Source organism: Diaphorobacter ruginosibacter (genome assembly GCF_040396215.1).
GTDB classification, from domain to species: Bacteria; Pseudomonadota; Gammaproteobacteria; order Burkholderiales; family Burkholderiaceae_C; genus Diaphorobacter_A; species Diaphorobacter_A ruginosibacter_A.
This window is the reverse complement of sequence record NZ_JBEBOW010000035.1, coordinates 1-15,916: the sequence shown is the minus strand read 5'-3', so window position 1 is coordinate 15,916 and position 15,916 is coordinate 1. Positions and strand designations below refer to the sequence as shown.

The window sequence follows — 15,916 nt, the reverse complement described above, 5'->3', positions numbered from 1 at the left end:
TGATTGGGGATGAGTGTGTGGCGAAGTCCCTGGGAGGGACTGGAGTTCCCGGTTCGAAAGAATCGAAGAAATCGAAAAAAACGATGGGGAAATGAGGGTGACGAGCCTTACCCTCGGCACTGGTTTCACGGTTAGGGCTGCTTGGTTCCCCACCTGACCCGGTTGGCCGCTTCCCCATGCGAGGAGGCCCGTCGCCCGCTATTGTAAACCCACCTGATGTGGCGCTGCAGCCAACCGGGGAGATTTGTTTCCCGCGATGGGCCGTAGAATCGACCGTTATGTCCTATTTAGTGCTTGCCCGTAAATACCGTCCCAAGACCTTCTCCGAGATGGTGGGGCAGGAGCATGTCGTCAAGGCCCTGACCAACGCGCTCACGCAGCAGCGCCTGCACCATGCCTATTTGTTCACCGGCACGCGCGGTGTGGGCAAGACGACGGTGTCGCGCATTCTGGCCAAGTCGCTCAATTGCCAGGGGCCTGACGGGCAGGGCGGCATCACGGCCACGCCGTGCGGCGTCTGCCCTGCCTGCGTGGATATCGACAGCGGACGTTTCCCCGATTACACCGAGCTGGATGCGGCGTCCAATCGCGGCGTCGATGAGGTCCAGGGGCTGCTGGAGCAGGCGGTCTACAAGCCGGTGCAGGGGCGCTTCAAGGTCTTCATGATCGACGAGGTGCACATGCTCACGAACACGGCGTTCAATGCCATGCTCAAGACGCTGGAAGAGCCCCCGGAATACCTGAAGTTCGTACTGGCGACCACCGATCCGCAGAAAGTGCCGGTGACCGTGCTGAGCCGTTGCCTGCAGTTCAATCTGCGCCCCATGGCGCCGGAGACGGTGCAGGAGCATCTGGCGCGCGTTCTGGGCGAGGAGCACGTGCAGGCCGATCCCGGCGCGCTGCGGCTGCTCTCGCGCGCCGCGCGAGGCTCCATGCGGGATGCGCTCAGCCTGACCGATCAGGCGATTGCCTTCGGCAGCGGCGAGCTGGGCGAGGCCGGAGTCCGCCAGATGCTTGGCAGCGTGGACCGCGGCTACGTGTTTCGCATGATCGACGCGCTTGCGCGCGGCGACGGGAGGACCGTGGTCGAGACGGTCGATGAGCTGCGCATGAACGGCCTGTCTGCCGCCTCCACGCTGGAGGAGATGAGCACGGTCCTGCAGCGCATGGCCGTGATCCAGGCAGTGCCCGGCATGGCGGCGGCAGCGGACCCGCATGATGGCGAGGCGCAGGAAATGGCGCGTCTTGCGGGCGTGATGCCGGCGGATGAGACGCAGCTTCTCTACAGCATGTGCCTGCATGGCCGTGCGGAACTGGGGCTGGCTCCCGATGAGTACGCGGCGCTCACCATGGTGCTGCTGCGCCTGCTTGCTTTCAAGAAGCCGCAAGATGATTCTTCGGTGTCGCCATCGTCCGATGTGGGCGCCGCGGCGGCGGAGGCTGAAAAAAAAACTCTGACGCGGGCTGAGTCTGCCGCGCAGGCCGCGCCGGTATTGGCCGAGGCTGCGGCCGCCGTGCCCGCATTCACGGCGCGGCCCGGGCCGGAACTGGCCGAGGATGCGGCTGGCGCGCAAGGCGGCGCGTACCAGCCAGCGCCTGTGGCCACGCTGGAGCGTGAACCTGTGCCGCAGCCCTCGGCACGGACCTATCCGGAGCATTCGCAACAGCCGGCGCAGCCGCCTGCCGAGCCTTCCGCTCGCCGGTCTGGCGATGCGCATCCGCAAGCCATGCGCCTGCCGGTGCGCACGCCCGAAGACCTGGGACGGGGGCTGGCGGATGCCCCTCGCGATGATTTGCCGCAGCCCGACGTGTACGGCTATGAGCTTCCTGTGCGCAACGCGCCCGAGCCGGGTTATCGCACCCAGTCCGGCCATGCGGGCGGGCCGTCCGCGGCGTCGCGGCTGGTGCCCACGGCCGAGGGCGAGGTCTGGTACCAGACCGTGCAGGAACTGGTCGCGGCGGAAGCCGTCACCGCCCTGGTGCGCGAGCTGGCCCTGCAGTCGCAACTGATCGCGCGCGATCAGGACCATTGGCTGCTGCGCGTGGAGCGCGAATCGCTCAACCAGCCCACGGCGCGAGAGCGCCTGCGCGCGGCGCTCGAGGCCGCCGGCCATGCCCGGCAGATTTCGGTGGAGGTGGGCAAGGTGCTGGACAGCCCTGCGCGCCGTAACGCCTATGCGGCGGCGCAGCGCCAGCGGCTGGCCGAAGACATCGTCCAGAGCGACCCGCAAGTGCAGCAGCTGATCCGCGATTTCGGCGCGAAGATCGTGCCCGGAAGCATCAGGCCCGCATGAGGGTGGAGAAAAGCGCCGCCATACCCTTTCGATTTCCGCAGGCTCGCGCTTTCGTCGCACAATTGCCTGTTCGCCGGGATGGCCCGCAAGAAGCGTCTTGCGGGCATCCGCATTCATTCAATTCATCATTTGATTCATAAAAGCAAAGGAATTCACCATGTTCAACAAGGGACAGCTCGCCGGTTTGATGAAGCAGGCGCAGGCCATGCAGGAAAACATGAAGAAGGCCCAGGACGAACTGGGCAACATCGAAGTGGAGGGCGAATCCGGCGCAGGCCTGGTGAAGGTCGTTATGACCTGCAAGCATGACGTGAAGCGGGTGACGATCGATCCGAGCCTGCTGGCCGATGACAAGGACATGCTGGAGGATCTGGTGGCGGCGGCCTTCAACGCGGCGGTGCGCAAGGCGGAAGAAACCTCGCAGGAAAAAATGGGCAAGATCACGGCCGGCATGCCGGGCCTGCCCGGGGGCATGAAGTTCCCGTTCTGATTTCCGCGTCAGCGGATGCGGGGCGCGTCGCGGCCTTTGTGCCGTTGCGGCGGGTCCCTCGGGTTTTCGCCTTGAGGCGCCGGTTCATCCGGCGCATTGACTTTCGCTTTTTTTCCTCTGCATTGAAACGTTTGCGCCATGTCTGACACCAGTTCTTTGGACGCCCTGATACAGGCGCTGCGGCGCTTGCCGGGGGTGGGGGTGAAGTCGGCGCAGCGCATGGCCTTTCATTTGCTGCAGCACGACGTCGAGGGCGCGCAACTGCTTTCGCGGGCCTTGCATCAGGCGTCCACCTCGATCAGGCATTGCGAGCGCTGCCACACTTTCACCGAGGCGGCCATCTGCGAGGTGTGCGGCGATCCGGGGCGCGATGCGTCGCGGCTGTGCGTGGTGGAGACACCGGCGGACCAGTCCGCCATGGAGCGTACGGGAGCGTTCAAGGGCCTGTACTTCGTCCTGATGGGGCGGCTGTCACCGCTTGATGGTGTCGGCCCCAAGGACATCGGCGTCAAGAAGCTGATCGAGCGCGCCACCGACGGCGTGGTCCAGGAGGTGATCCTGGCGACCAGCTTCACCGCCGAAGGCGAAGCCACGGCCTACGCGATCAGCGAAGCGCTCCGGCCACGTGGCGTGCAGGTGACCCGCCTGTCCAGGGGCGTGCCGGTGGGCAGCGAACTGGAGTTCGTGGATCTCGGCACGATCGCGCACGCGCTGGCCGATCGGCGCTGACGGCGGCTGGCATCCGCCCGAATGACTTCGGGGCGGCTTCCTTGCCCGTTACGTAGTTTTCCGCACGGAATCCCCCTGATGACGCAAGGGGGCGGAATCCCTCATCATTGTTGCAGTGCAACATACTGGACCCATGCATCGTTTCGACCGTTCCCGCCGACTGTTTGGCCTGTGTGCCGGCTCGCTCCTTCTGGGGGCGGGCGGCGGGGGCTGGCCGGCCGACGCCACGGCTGCCGCAAACGGCAATGCGCGCCCTGGCGCAGCGCTGCGGATCGCGGTGGGCGGCCAGGGCGGGCTTTTCTATCTTCCGCTGACGGCGGCAGAGCGTCTTGGCTATTTCCAGAACGAGGGGCTGCGCGTCGAGATTCTCGATTTCGCTGGCGGCTCTCCGGCGATGGATGCCGTGCGCGAGGCAAGGGCGGACGTGGGTTGCGGTGGCTACGAGCAACTGCTGGAGCAGCAGGCGGGCGGTTTTGCCTGCAGGAGCCTGGCGCTGATGGGGCGAACGCTCCAGCTCGCGCTGGCGGCATCGCAGCGCTTTTGGCCGCACAAGTCGTTCACCAGCTACAAGGGCCTGCGGATAGGGGTGCCCGCGCTTGGATCGTCCGCGCAATTCTTTGCCAGCCTGTGGCTGCTGCAGATGGGCGTTTCACCCGATGCCGTGAGCTTCGTGGGTGTTGGCAACGGCCGGCAGGCGCTGGCTGCCATACGCCAGGGGCGGGTGCATGCGCTCAGCCATGTCGATCCGCTCATCACGCTGCTGGAGCAGAAGAACGAGGTGCGGATTCTTGCGGACACCCGTACGCTCAAGGGCTCGCAGGATTTCTTCGGCGGGCCGATGCCGGGCGCCTGCCTTTATGCTCCGCGTGCTTTCGTGGAGCATCGCTCCAGCGAAGCACAGGGGATGGTCAACGCCATCGTGCATGCGCTGAAGTGGATGCAGACCGCGGGCCCCGCCGATCTGGCGCGCATCATTCCCATGCAGTACTGGCTCGATGACCGGGCAGCGTATCTCGCGGCGTTCGAGAAAGTGCGCGAGTCATTGTCGCCGGACGGCCTCATGCCCGGCGAGGGGCCGGCCACCGCGCTGCGCTCGATCGCACGCCTGCGCGCAAGCCGTGCGGCGCCCGATGTGGACCTGTCGCTCACCTACAGCAATGAATGGGTGAGGCGGGCCAAGCTGAAGTTCCAGCTCTAGGGAGTTTTGCAGACCCTCCCTGGCGCGCGCGGGCCGCCCGCAGGGGCGGAATGCATCGAGCCGCAGCGGGCTTGCGGCAGGCTGATCCGGGGACCTGAACGCGTCCCGCCCGCAAGCTCTCCAGGATAGAAAAAAGCACTTCATCCATTGCGTTTCGGAGCGTGCCCCCAGGGCATTCCGAGGCGCGTCGCGGCGTGGCTTGCTTTTATCCGCATGCCCTGTCCGCCCGCGCCTGATCTTCACGATGTGCTCCGCGCCGGAGAGTGCCTTTCATGTTGCAGCGCACGCTGAGTTGCCAATTTTATTTTGTCTATGTACAAACATGGAAAGTATTTGACAAAAGAAAGAATAATCGTGAAACTGAATACACGGATAAACAAAGGGGCAGCGGAAATGAAGCGTCTTACCGAATTCGTCAGTCATGCGGATGCGCAGCAGCAGTTCTCGGGCGAGAAACTGTGGGAACTCTTCGATGGCGACCGTGGGTCATTCAACATCGCGCATGAATGCGTGGACCGCCATGCGGCGACTGGCCGGGATGCGCTGATCGTGGTGAATGCGGCGGGCGGCGATGAGGTCATCACCTACGCGGAGCTTTCCGCCGATTCGGGCCGTTTCGCCAACTGGCTGGCGGCGCGCGGGGTGCAGCCCGGCGAACGGGTCGCCATCATGCTGGAGCCTTCGCGGGCCTTCTACACGGCGATGTTCGGCGTGATCAAGCGCGGCGCGATCGCGGTTCCGCTGTTCACGCTGTTCGGCCCGGACGGGGTGCGCCTGCGCGTCGATGATTGCAAGCCCGCGCTGCTGGTGAGCAGCGAGCACAAGCAGGACGTGGCGAATGCGGCGGGGGTGCCGGTGCTGATCTACGACGCGGCCTTTCACCAGAGCCTGCAGGCCCAGCCGACGCGGTTCACATCGCCCTCGCGCGCCGATGACCTGGCTGTGTTCCAGTACACATCGGGCACGACGCGCGAGTTGCCCGAAGCGGTGCGCCACTCGCATCGTGCCGTGGTGACGCTGATGGCGGCAGCGCTGTACGGCACGGGGCTGCGTCCGGGCGACCGTTTCTTCTGCCCGTCCTCGCCCGCATGGGGACATGGCCTGTGGCACGGCACGCTCGCGCCGCTGGCGCTGGGGCTCACGGTGGGCGCGTACAGCGGGCGCTTCAATGCGCAGCGCCTGATCGAGGCGCTGTCGCAGCACCGTTTCACCAACATGTCCGCGGCGGCCACGCACTATCGCATGATGAAGAACTGCGGCAAGGCGGGAGACTACCGCTTCGCGTTCGAGAAGCTGTCGTTCACCGGAGAGCCCATCGACGATGACACGGCGGATTACGTGAGGCAGGTCTTCGGGCTCGAGGTCTGCAGCATGTACGGCACGACGGAAATCGGCGTGGTGCTGGTGAGCTATCCCGGCGCGCCGGACTTTCCGGTCAAGCGCGGCTCGCTCGGCAAGGCCGTGCCGGGCATGCGGGTCGAAGTGCATGACTCGCAGGGCCGGCTCTGCCCGCCCGGCGAGACCGGACAGCTCATGGTGTGGCGCAAGGGCGAGTGGGTTCCCACCAAGGACCTGGGCCGCACCGATGCGGACGGCTACTTCTATCACGGAGGCCGCGCGGATGACGTGATCATCTCCGCGGGCTGGACGATGAGCGCCGTCGAGATCGAGAACGTGCTGCTCATGCACCCCGATGTGCAGGAGGCGGCCGTGATCGGCGTGCCGGACGAGGTGCGCGGCCAGGTCGTCAAGGCGTTCCTGGTCAGCAGCCGCGCGGGCGGCGATGCATTCGTGCGGGAGGTGCAGGACCTGGTGCGCGCCAAGCTCAGCCAGCACGAATACCCGCGCCATGTCGCGGTGGTCGCCGAGCTGCCCAAGACGCCTGCCGGAAAGGTCCACAGAAAGATGCTGCGCGAGCGTGAGCGCGCGGCCGCCGCGCAAGAGGTCACGGCCTGAGCGCCGCATCCCTGCATCCACTTGTTTTCATCCATCGGTTTCATCAGGTCCATTCCATTCACATCCACAAAGGAGACAGATATGCTTACCAAGGTCCACCAGCAGCGTAATTTCCCCAAGATCACCGATGAGGGGCTGGACGATCTGCGCCAGCGCATCGGCGTGAAGATCGGCCAGACGGCGGAGCCGTGGTGCCACGAGGCCACGCGCGACAACATCCGCCACTACGCGCACGGCATCGGAGACGACAACCCGCTGTGGTGTGATCCCGAGTATGCGGCCAGGACGCAGTACGGCGGCATCATTGCGCTGCCGAGCTTTCTGTTCGCAACCAGCCGTATCGTCTCCGGCTACGTGGGCGGCCTGCCGGGCGTGCATGCGATGTGGTCGGGATCGGACTGGACATGGCACAAGCCCGTGCGCCGCAATGACGAGATATCGACCGAGGCGCATCTCAAGGACCTCGTCGAGCACCAGACGCGCTTCGCGGGCCGCGCCATTCAGCAGATCTACCACGTCGATTTCTTCAATCAGCAGGGCGACAAGGTGGCCGAGTGCGACAGCTGGTGCTTTCGCACCGAGCGCGACCATGCGCGCGAGCAGGGCACCAAGTACGCCGAGGTGCGCGCGCGCGAGCCGCGCCGCTACACCGACGAGGAACTGGGCGAGGCCTACAAGCTCTACCGCAACGAGCAGGTGCGCGGCGCGACGCCCCGGTATTGGGAGGACGTGCAGGTCGGCGAGGAACTGCCCACCATGTTCAAGGGCCCGATGACGGTGACCGGCTTCATCGCATACGCGCAGGGCTGGGGCGGCCTGTACATCCGCGCCAACAAGCTGGCGTGGCAGTTGATCGACGCGCATCCGGGCGTGGGCATCAAGAACCGCTTCGGCATTCCGGACGTGCCCGAGCGCGTGCACTGGGAGGAAGACTTCGCGCTCGAAGTGGGCGCGCCCGGCGCGTACGACTATGGTCCGGAGCGCACCTCGTGGCTCACCCACCACCTGACCAACTGGATGGGCGATACGGGCTTTCTGCACAAGGCCAGTTGCAAGATCCGCCGCCACAACCCCGAGGGCGACATGCTGTTCATCAAAGGCAAGGTCACGCGCAAGTTCGTCGAAAACGGCCGTCACATGGTCGAGATCGAACAATCCGCCTCCAACCAGGATGGCGAGCTGTCGGTGCTCGGCAGCGGCGTGGTGATCCTGCCCAGCAAGGGATGAACCATGGCCACCGGCGCAACAGGAGCCCTCGCGGGGATGAGGGTGGTGGACCTCACGCGCGTGCTGGCCGGCCCGCTGTGCACGCAGATCCTCGCCGACCAGGGCGCGGAGGTCATCAAGGTCGAGCCGCCGTCGGGCGACGAGACGCGCAGGCTCGGCCCGCCCTTCGATGCGGCGGGGCGGGCCGCATACTACGCGGCGCTCAACCGGGGCAAGAAGGCGATCAGCCTGGACCTGTCCACGCCGCAGGCGCGGGAGGTGCTGCACCGCCTGCTGGCCGATGCCGACGTGCTGGTGGAGAACTTCCTGCCCGGCACGATGGAGCGCTGGGGACTGGGGTTCGACGACGTGCTCGCCAGCCGCTATCCACGGCTCGTGTACTGCGGCATTTCCGGCTTTGGCGCGGACGGCCCGCTGGGCGGCCTGCCCGGATATGACGCGGTATTGCAGGCGATGTGCGGCGTGATGAGCGTGAACGGCGAAGCATCCTGCGGCGCAACGCGCATCGGTGTGCCGGTGATCGATCACCTGACGGGCTACGTGGCGCTCTCCGCGATCCTGATGGCCTTGTGCGCGCGCCATCGCACCGGCATCGGCCAACGGGTGGAGGCCACGTTGTACGACACGGCGCTGAGCCTGCTGCTGCCGCATGCGGCCAACTGGTTCGCAAGCGGAAGCCGCCCGGGCCTGCTGGGCAGCGCCCATCCCAACATCGCGCCCTACGACAAGTTTCGCGCGCGGGATGGCGAGCTGTTCATCGGCGTGCTCAACGATGCGCAGTTTCGTCGCCTGAGCCTGCATATCGGCCTGCCGGGATTGCCGCATGACGAGCGCTTTTCCACCAACGGCGGCCGGCTCGCCAACCGCGCCGAGCTCAAGGCGGCGATCGAGTCGGCGATCGCGGACAGCGAATGCGGCGCGCTGTGCGAGGCCTTGATGAAGGCCGGCGTGCCCGCAGGGGCCCTGAACTCCGTGCCGCAGGCGCTGGCCCATGCGCACAGCGAGCATCGGCACATGGTGGTGCGGCGCGGCGCCTACCAGGGCGTGCGCTCGCCCATGGTGATGTGCGGGACGCCGGGCGAGCCAGGCCGCGCGCCGCCGCAGTTCGCGCAGGACTCCGAGGAAATCCTGCAGGGATTGGGTTTCGATTCGATGCAGCGGGACAGGCTGTACGAAACAGGGGCCGCGGTGCGGCCAGCGGGTGAGTACGTGATTTCCGGGCGTTTGGAAAAAGTGGGCTGAAGACGGCCCGCACACAATATTCAAGGAGACAGGATCATGCGCTTTCGTTCAATCTATCTGGGGGTCGTCTTGTCGGGAGCGGCGGTGGGCGCGGCGCACGCGCAACTGCCCTATCCAAGCAAGCCGATCCGCATCGTCGTCGCCTACGCGGCGGGGCAGGGCACGGACATCGCCACGCGCTATCTGGCCGATCTCATGGCCAAGGATCTGGGGCAGCCCATCGTGGTGGAAAACAAGCCTGGCGCGGGGGGCAATCTCGGCACGGAAGTAACGGCGCTCGCCGCGCCCGACGGCTATACGCTGACCATGGGGACCAATGCGACGCATGCGCTCAATGCGTTCCTCTACACCAAGATACCGTTCGAGGCGGCGCGGGATTTCGAGCCCATCGGCCTGGTCGGCACGTTTCCCATGATCGTCGCGGTGAACGCAAGCGCACCCTACACGTCGCTGCCGCAACTATTGGAGACGGCGCGCGGCGATCCCCGCTCGGCGGACATCGCCATGCCCAGCACCACGGCGCGGCTGGTGGTGGAGCTGCTCAAGGAGCGTTCCGGCTTTCCCCTGTTCGGCGTGCCGTACAAGGGCTCGGGCAATGCGATGACCGACGTGCTCGGCGGCCAGCTGCCGGTGGTGGTCGACACGCCGACGGCGCTGCGTTCGCACCTCGCGTCGGGCAAGGTTCGCGCGATCGCCGTCACGTCGGAGAAGGCCAGCAACCTTGCTCCCGGTGTGAAGACGGTGGCAGAACAGGGCTATCCGGGCTACGAAGTGATCGCCTGGAACGCGCTCTACGCGCCGCGCGGCACGCCGGCCGAGGTGATCGGCACTCTCAATGCAGCGATGAACAAGGCCCTTGCACGGCCCGAGACGCGCCAGCGCCTGCTGGAGCTGGGCTTCGAGCCCGCGGGCGGCGCACCCGGCGAGCTTGCCGATTTCGCCAAGGCCGAGCGCACCAAGTGGGGGCCGGTCATCAAGAATGCGGGCTTGAAGGCGGACTGAGAATCAAAGCAGCGCACCCGAGAGTTGGCGCGCCTCCTGCAGCATCCGGGCTGCGAGCGCGTTGACTGCGGTGAGGTCCAGGTGACTGGACAGTCCCACCGCCGCGAGCGTGTGCGTCATGCGCCCGGACGGGCCGATCATGGGGACGGCCACGGCGGTCATGCCATTGATGAAGTGGTCGCGGTCCACGCTCCAGCCCAACGCCTTGGCCTGCTCCACCTCGCTCTTCCATTGATCGAAAGAAGGGGCGTTGTCCCATTCGATCTTCTCGAAGCGCTTGCGCAACTGCGCCCAGGTCTCGCCATTGTGCGCGGCGATCAGGCGGCCCGTGGCGCTGACCAGCGAATTGAACTGGCTGCCCACGTCGGTATGAAAGCGAAATGGCTGGTCCGAGCGCGACAGGGCCAGCACCACGGCTGATTGCACTCCGGTCACTTCCACGCCCATGGCCGTCACGCCGCTGTGCGAGGCCAGTCGGTCGAGCGCCGGCTGCACGAGCTGTGCGAAGCTGCCGCCGCCCAGCACGCTGCGCGCGAGGCTGATCATGCCGCTGCCCAGCGCGTAGCGCTTGGTGGAAGGATCGACCGTGACCAGGCCTTCGCTGACCAGCACGCGCAGGATGTGCAGGCAGGTGCTGGGAATCAGTTCCAGCGCATCGGCAATGGCCTTCACCCCCATGGGCTGCCTGGTGTCGCCAAGCAGCCTGAGGATCGCGATCGAGCGGCTCACTGCCGGCACCGGCCGCACTCGCGTGCCGCGCGGGGCCTTGGCGGCAGCCGCGCCGCTGCCTGGGTTGTCGATGGATTTCGTCGGGCGCTGGGTTGCCATGAGCGTCGGTCGGTCGGGTGGATGGATGGATGAATGAAGAGGGCGCGAGGGCTCAGACTCCGGCGGGCGCCATCACTTTCATGACCGCCTGCGCCGTGGCCGACAGTGTGCCATTCACCATCATTTCGGCATAGAGAAACATCAGGCTGCGCGAACGGCTGTTCACTTTCACGCGGACCTCGGCAAACTGGCCCTTCGCCACCGGCGCGAGAAAGTGCGTGTCCAGTTGCACCGTCACGCACGGCTGCCGGCCGCACGCCTCCCATGCCACGGCGCTGATCGCATGGTCCAGCAACGTGGCCGCCACGCCGCCATGCATCACGCCCGCGGGGTTGAGATGCCGGGCATCGCACAGCAGGCCGTAGGCCCAGCCCTCGGGCTCCTTGCGCGTCCACAGGGGACCGATGTGGCCGATATGGCCTGGGAGTTCGCGCGGCTTCCAGCGCAGGGCTTCGAGATGGCCGGGGGTGAGGGTTGAGCCTTCGGGGTTCATGCCTGGCATTCTGAAGCAGGAACGCCATCCATGGTGCGTTTTCAACAGGGTTGCCGTGCGCTGGTTGATGGGCGGCGATTGGCGATGGGTGTTTGGCGGGGGTCAGCGCTTGCGCTTGGCCGGTGCGGTTTTCGCGGCGGTCTTCACCGCCGCCACCTTGGCTGTGGGGCGGCTCTTGGCGCTTTTGGCGTTCGTGGCCTTGGCCTGCCTGGCGAAGGAGGTGGATGCCAGGCGGACCGGAAGATACATCACCACGCGCTCGCCGCCCTTGAAGCGGCCTCCCGCGGCGACGTCATTCCAGTCGGCGACGTCGGATGTCCTGACCCGGTAGCGCTGGGCGATCGACGCCACGGTCTCGCCGCGCTTGAGGGCGTGCACGACCGTGCGGCGGGTGACGACTTCGGGTGTGAAGGCGATTTGTCCGTTGTCGGCCAGCTGGCTGGACACGTCCTGGCTGGTGGTCGCGGCGCGCGGCACCATGAGCGCGGAGCCCGCCTTGATCATCATGCGCGGCGGAATGCCGTTGAGCTTGCGCAGATCCGCTTCGCTGATGCCGATGCGCTGCGCAGCGCTGGCCACCGACATGGTGCTGGGAACGCTCCATACCGTCCAACTGGCGTATTGCCCGTCGTTGTAGGCGCTCAGGTTCTTGCGGAAGACCTGCGCGTTGTCCCATGGCAGCAGGATGCGCGGCATGCCCGCGGCCAGGATCACCGGCTTGTGAAGCGAGGGGTTGAGCGCGCGGAAGTCTTCCTCGCGGATGTTGGCCAGGCTTGCGACCAGCGCCACGTCGATGTCGCGCGTGATGTCCACCGCCTGGAAGTAGGGGTGATTCTCGATCAGCGGCAGTTCCGAATGGAATTTTTCCGGGTCGGCGACGATGTTCTTGACAGCCTGCAGCTTGGGGACGTACATGCGCGTTTCGGCGGGCATGTTCAGTTCGGCGTAGCTCGTGCCCAGCCCCAGTTTCTCGTTGCGTGCGATGGCGCGCGCGACGCTGCCTTCGCCCCAGTTGTAGGCGGCAAGCGCCAGGTGCCAGTCGCCAAACATGCCGTAGAGCTTTTGCAGATAGTCCAGCGCCGCCTTGGTCGAGGCCAGCACGTCGCGGCGGTCGTCGCGGAATGCGTTTTGCTTGAGATCGAAGTACGATCCGGTGGCGGGCATGAACTGCCACATGCCCGCGGCCTTGGCGGTCGAGACGGCTTGCGGATTGAAGGCGCTCTCTATGTAGGGCAGCAGGGCCAGCTCGGTGGGCATGCCGCGGCGCTCGAGTTCTTCGACGATGTGGAACAGATATTTGCTGGAGCGCTCGGTCATGCGCAGCATGTAGTCGGGGCGCGAGGCGTACCACTGCTCGCGGTCGCTGACGAGGTCGTTTTGCAGATCGGGCATGGCAAAGCCCCTGCGTATGCGGTCCCAGAGATCGGATGGCGCCTTGATCCCCGTGACTTCATGGGCGCCGCTGCTCAGATCGTACTGGGCGATGGGGCTGAGCGGCCCGGTCGGGTAGCTGGGGGGCGTGCTTGATCTGGAGATGCGGGAGGTCGGGGTTGCGGCGCCCTTGGCCGCGTTTTTTGCCGCGTCGTTCGTGGCGCAGCCTGTCAGCCAGATGAGGCTGGCGAGTCCGAGAATTTTCAGAATGTTCATCGGAAGTTGTTTTTCCATTCTCGCAGCGCCGCCAGAACGGACACTGCATCACCGGGATTGACGCGCGCATCGAAGCCTTTGGCGGCATCCGCCACCACCGGCTCGCGCGTGCGCAGGAAGGGGTTGATTGCAAGCTCCTGGCGCAGCGTGGAGGGCAGCGTCGGCTGATCGGCGTCCCGCAGGGCGATGCAATCCTTCTGGTACTGGAGCAGTGCGGTGTTCGAAGGTTCCACCGCGCGCGCGAACTTCAGGTTCGACAGCGTGTATTCATGGGCGCAGCATACGCGCGTGTCGCCCGGCAATGCGGCAAGCGCATCCAGCGAGGCCTGCAATTGCGCGGGCGTGCCTTCGAACAATCGGCCGCAGCCGCCGGAGAACAGCGTGTCGCCGCAGAACAGGACCGGCCTGCCATCCAGATGCGGGCAGAAAAAAGCGATATGCCCGGCGGTATGGCCGGGTACGTCGATGACCTGGAATGCAAGGCCGAGTCCGGGTACATGGACGGTATCGCCCTGCGAGACGCGGGTGATGGGCTCGGGCATGACTTCGTGCGCCGGCCCGTAGACCCGCGCTCCGGTGCCGGCCTGCAGGTCCGCCACGCCGCCCACATGGTCTCCGTGGTGATGGGTCACCAGGATGGCGCCAAGCGACAGTTCTTCCCGTCGAAGGAAGTCAAATACGGTGTCGGCGTCCCCCGGGTCTACCACGATGGCATTTTTTGCATCGTGAATCACCCAGATGTAGTTGTCGGAGAAAGCGGGCAGTGGCAGCAGGTTCATGAACGGCGAAAATTATAGATTTGATCCATCCCCCGCTGAGCCGGGGCGGCTGTCGCACTGGTTGTCACATCAGTGCGCCGCCGATGCGACTGGCGCGGCGCGTAAATCATACCCACATGACCGATTGCATCTTTCAATGCTGCACGGATGATCCCGTATGGCTGTCGTTGAGGGCCTCTCGGCAACCGCGCGCATCGTCTGCAAGGGGAGGCTGCAGGGGCCGAAGCCTTGGCTTGGGCGCAGCCAACCGTGAGATTGAACACCGATTCCGCGACTTCATCAAGCGGTGCCATTCGTAGCCCAGCAGTCCCGGCTTTTCGCATATTCCCTTTCTGGAAAACAGTTCGGATGCTGATTGGCAGGCAGGGCGCCATCAGGAATGAGGCGAAGCGGGAATCATGAGTGCAGATTCCACTGGGACAAACCCTTGAGTTTGTTAACAATTCATACAAATAAGTGAATTTGGAAATACATTAGCGCGAATCGCATCTCCACGCGTGGGCCGGGATGCTCCATGTATTGCCGGGCAAACGAATGCTGCACAAATTCTTGATTTTTCTTCTGCTGGCGCAGGGTGCCTCCATCGCATCGGCTGAAATGACGATTCCCGCGAATGCCGACTTTCATCTCTCGGGTGGGCAAATGAATCTTGGATGCACGGATATCCAGGCGTCGGGCGCCGTGGCCACCGGCGCGGGCGGATTGGTCGATGGCGTTCGGAGTATTGCCGTGCTTGACGGCGGAACACTTGATTTTTCCGGCGGGCAAATGGAGCTGGCGCAGCAGTTCTCGAATGCTGGAACTGTGATCGGCACGGCAGGGGCGCTGACACGGGTGGACTCTGCAGGTTGCCCGGCTTCGGGAAAACTCGGCCCTGTGGCAATCAATGCCTTGCCCGTGCGGGCGGCTCCCGTTCCCGTGTGGAATGGCATTGCAATAGGCTTGATTTCGCTGATTCTTGCCGGTGCCGGGAGCTTGAGGCTGCGCCGGCGGCGGGGATAGGCCGGTTTTTGCACAGCCGGATTCCATCAATTCTGAATTCTGAATAGATACGCGAATGAGAAAATCTTTTAAATCGAGTCTGATGCTGGTTGCGATTGCAGCGGCATTTTCAGCTGCCGCGGAGGACGTGACCATCACCCCGCCCCCGGGTGGGGGCGTGGTCATCAATTCAGCAGCTTCGACGCCTGCAATCAAGGTATTGCCCGGCCAGCAAGTGCAGTTGCCTGGGTTGACCGGCTCATCGACATTTTCAAATGTCGTTTGCCGTGATGCTTCCGGCACCTTGGGCGGCTGCGACGCCGCCGCGATCACGGGTGGCGTGGGGCCTGCCGGCCCCGCAGGTGTGTCAGGGCCTGTCGGGCCTATGGGGCCCATAGGCCCGACAGGCCCGATTGGGCTGCAAGGGCTTGCTGGCGAGACGGGGGCGGCTGGAGCAACGGGGGCAACGGGGCCAGCGGGTCCGGCTGGCGCTTCCGGCGGGTTGGCCCTGATTCCATTCGCTTCCGGCTTGCCGCTCTCCCTGACCACGGTAGTCGGCGGCCTGGCTGGAAATGCGGGGCTGGTTGGATTTGGTTCTTCGGCAAGCTCGGCACTGGCGGTCGGCAACACCATCGATCTGACGGGGGCAACAGGGCAGGTTTTGAATATGGCGTTCAGTGTCCCTGTCAATGGAACAATTACATCCATTTCCGGATACTTCAGTTCCTCGGTGGCCCTCCCCTTGATTGGCACGACACTGACAGTGAACGCGCAGCTCTACCAATCTTCCGTGCCGGACAATGTGTTCACGCCCATTCCCGGCGCCGTCGTAACGCTCGCCCCTTCATTGACCGGGATAGTCGCGATAGGCGGGACGAGCAATGGAATCACATCGGGCCTGAGCATTCCCGTGACAGCCGGGTCCCGGTTGTTGATGGTGTATACCGCCAGCACGACAGGCCTGAGCGTGGTGACTACGCTGACGGGCTATGCAAGTGGAGGCGTTTCCATCAGCGCCAACTGAAACTGGGCGAGGCCGCCAATGAAAAA

At 65.1% G+C, this 15,916-nt stretch carries 14 protein-coding genes and 1 other RNA gene; 9 read left to right on the top strand and 6 right to left on the bottom strand.

Annotation, left to right across the window (positions count from 1 at the left end):
* Nucleotides 1-96: 96 nt before the first annotated feature.
* An RNA gene (gene ffs, locus ABWP92_RS06645) (signal recognition particle sRNA small type) lies at nucleotides 97-193 on the bottom strand.
* An 85-nt stretch (nucleotides 194-278) separates the two neighbouring features.
* Between ffs and dnaX the strand changes: the two genes are divergently transcribed.
* From dnaX to ABWP92_RS06605, 8 genes are all read left to right on the top strand, one after another.
* Nucleotides 279-2,294, top strand: coding sequence for a DNA polymerase III subunit gamma/tau (dnaX, locus tag ABWP92_RS06640; RefSeq protein WP_353234580.1), 2,016 nt, complete (start codon nucleotides 279-281; stop codon nucleotides 2,292-2,294).
* A gap of 157 nt (nucleotides 2,295-2,451) precedes the next feature.
* Nucleotides 2,452-2,784: a YbaB/EbfC family nucleoid-associated protein gene (locus ABWP92_RS06635; protein WP_353234579.1), complete on the top strand. Its 333-nt coding sequence runs from the start codon at nucleotides 2,452-2,454 to the stop codon at nucleotides 2,782-2,784.
* Between the two features lie 138 nt (nucleotides 2,785-2,922).
* Nucleotides 2,923-3,513 carry a recombination mediator RecR gene (recR, locus tag ABWP92_RS06630; RefSeq protein ID WP_353234578.1) on the top strand — a complete coding sequence of 197 codons (591 nt, stop codon included), beginning with the start codon at nucleotides 2,923-2,925 and terminating at the stop codon, nucleotides 3,511-3,513.
* 133 nt (nucleotides 3,514-3,646) lie between these two features.
* The gene (locus ABWP92_RS06625; protein WP_353234577.1) at nucleotides 3,647-4,711 is read left to right on the top strand and encodes an ABC transporter substrate-binding protein; all 1,065 of its coding nucleotides are present in this window, start codon (nucleotides 3,647-3,649) and stop codon (nucleotides 4,709-4,711) included.
* Nucleotides 4,712-5,104: 393 nt separating this feature from the next.
* Nucleotides 5,105-6,667, top strand: coding sequence for an acetate--CoA ligase (locus ABWP92_RS06620; RefSeq protein WP_353234576.1), 1,563 nt, complete (start codon nucleotides 5,105-5,107; stop codon nucleotides 6,665-6,667).
* An 81-nt stretch (nucleotides 6,668-6,748) separates the two neighbouring features.
* Nucleotides 6,749-7,894 carry an FAS1-like dehydratase domain-containing protein gene (locus ABWP92_RS06615; RefSeq protein WP_353234575.1) on the top strand — a complete coding sequence of 382 codons (1,146 nt, stop codon included), beginning with the start codon at nucleotides 6,749-6,751 and terminating at the stop codon, nucleotides 7,892-7,894.
* Between the two features lie 3 nt (nucleotides 7,895-7,897).
* On the top strand, nucleotides 7,898-9,136 hold the full coding sequence (locus ABWP92_RS06610) for a CaiB/BaiF CoA transferase family protein (protein WP_353234574.1): 1,239 nt from the start codon (nucleotides 7,898-7,900) through the stop codon (nucleotides 9,134-9,136).
* A gap of 36 nt (nucleotides 9,137-9,172) precedes the next feature.
* Nucleotides 9,173-10,138 carry a Bug family tripartite tricarboxylate transporter substrate binding protein gene (locus ABWP92_RS06605; protein ID WP_353234573.1) on the top strand — a complete coding sequence of 322 codons (966 nt, stop codon included), beginning with the start codon at nucleotides 9,173-9,175 and terminating at the stop codon, nucleotides 10,136-10,138.
* A 3-nt stretch (nucleotides 10,139-10,141) separates the two neighbouring features.
* Here ABWP92_RS06605 and ABWP92_RS06600 read toward each other — a convergent pair whose 3' ends face one another.
* From ABWP92_RS06600 to ABWP92_RS06580, 5 genes are all read right to left on the bottom strand, one after another.
* Nucleotides 10,142-10,966, bottom strand: a complete 825-nt coding sequence (locus ABWP92_RS06600; protein WP_353234572.1) for an IclR family transcriptional regulator — start codon at nucleotides 10,964-10,966, stop codon at nucleotides 10,142-10,144.
* Between the two features lie 52 nt (nucleotides 10,967-11,018).
* Nucleotides 11,019-11,459, bottom strand: a complete 441-nt coding sequence (locus tag ABWP92_RS06595) for a PaaI family thioesterase (RefSeq protein ID WP_353234571.1) — start codon at nucleotides 11,457-11,459, stop codon at nucleotides 11,019-11,021.
* 102 nt (nucleotides 11,460-11,561) lie between these two features.
* On the bottom strand, nucleotides 11,562-13,106 hold the full coding sequence (locus ABWP92_RS06590) for a transglycosylase SLT domain-containing protein (RefSeq protein WP_353234570.1): 1,545 nt from the start codon (nucleotides 13,104-13,106) through the stop codon (nucleotides 11,562-11,564).
* Nucleotides 13,103-13,885 carry a hydroxyacylglutathione hydrolase gene (gene gloB, locus ABWP92_RS06585; protein ID WP_353234569.1) on the bottom strand — a complete coding sequence of 261 codons (783 nt, stop codon included), beginning with the start codon at nucleotides 13,883-13,885 and terminating at the stop codon, nucleotides 13,103-13,105. Before gloB ends, ABWP92_RS06590 begins: the two co-directional genes overlap by 4 nt.
* Before the next feature lie 444 nt (nucleotides 13,886-14,329).
* Entirely contained in the window at nucleotides 14,330-15,199 is an 870-nt protein-coding gene (locus ABWP92_RS06580; RefSeq protein ID WP_353234568.1) for a hypothetical protein, read from the bottom strand.
* Nucleotides 15,200-15,368: 169 nt separating this feature from the next.
* Between ABWP92_RS06580 and ABWP92_RS06575 the strand changes: the two genes are divergently transcribed.
* Nucleotides 15,369-15,890: an exosporium glycoprotein BclB-related protein gene (locus ABWP92_RS06575; RefSeq protein ID WP_353234567.1), complete on the top strand. Its 522-nt coding sequence runs from the start codon at nucleotides 15,369-15,371 to the stop codon at nucleotides 15,888-15,890.
* The last annotated feature ends 26 nt before the right edge of the window (nucleotides 15,891-15,916 follow it).

Bases quoted from the DNA above. Each gene is read 5' to 3' on its own strand.
- ABWP92_RS06600 (WP_353234572.1), bottom strand. From the start codon at position 10,966: ATGGCAACCCAGCGCCCGACGAAATCCATCGACAACCCAGGCAGCGGC.
- ABWP92_RS06590 (WP_353234570.1), bottom strand. From the start codon at position 13,106: ATGAACATTCTGAAAATTCTCGGACTCGCCAGCCTCATCTGGCTGACA.
- ABWP92_RS06635 (WP_353234579.1), top strand. From the start codon at position 2,452: ATGTTCAACAAGGGACAGCTCGCCGGTTTGATGAAGCAGGCGCAGGCC.
- ABWP92_RS06605 (WP_353234573.1), top strand. From the start codon at position 9,173: ATGCGCTTTCGTTCAATCTATCTGGGGGTCGTCTTGTCGGGAGCGGCG.
- ABWP92_RS06610 (WP_353234574.1), top strand. From the start codon at position 7,898: ATGGCCACCGGCGCAACAGGAGCCCTCGCGGGGATGAGGGTGGTGGAC.
- recR (WP_353234578.1), top strand. From the start codon at position 2,923: ATGTCTGACACCAGTTCTTTGGACGCCCTGATACAGGCGCTGCGGCGC.
- ABWP92_RS06620 (WP_353234576.1), top strand. From the start codon at position 5,105: ATGAAGCGTCTTACCGAATTCGTCAGTCATGCGGATGCGCAGCAGCAG.
- dnaX (WP_353234580.1), top strand. From the start codon at position 279: ATGTCCTATTTAGTGCTTGCCCGTAAATACCGTCCCAAGACCTTCTCC.
- gloB (WP_353234569.1), bottom strand. From the start codon at position 13,885: ATGAACCTGCTGCCACTGCCCGCTTTCTCCGACAACTACATCTGGGTG.
- ABWP92_RS06625 (WP_353234577.1), top strand. From the start codon at position 3,647: ATGCATCGTTTCGACCGTTCCCGCCGACTGTTTGGCCTGTGTGCCGGC.
- ABWP92_RS06595 (WP_353234571.1), bottom strand. From the start codon at position 11,459: ATGAACCCCGAAGGCTCAACCCTCACCCCCGGCCATCTCGAAGCCCTG.
- ABWP92_RS06615 (WP_353234575.1), top strand. From the start codon at position 6,749: ATGCTTACCAAGGTCCACCAGCAGCGTAATTTCCCCAAGATCACCGAT.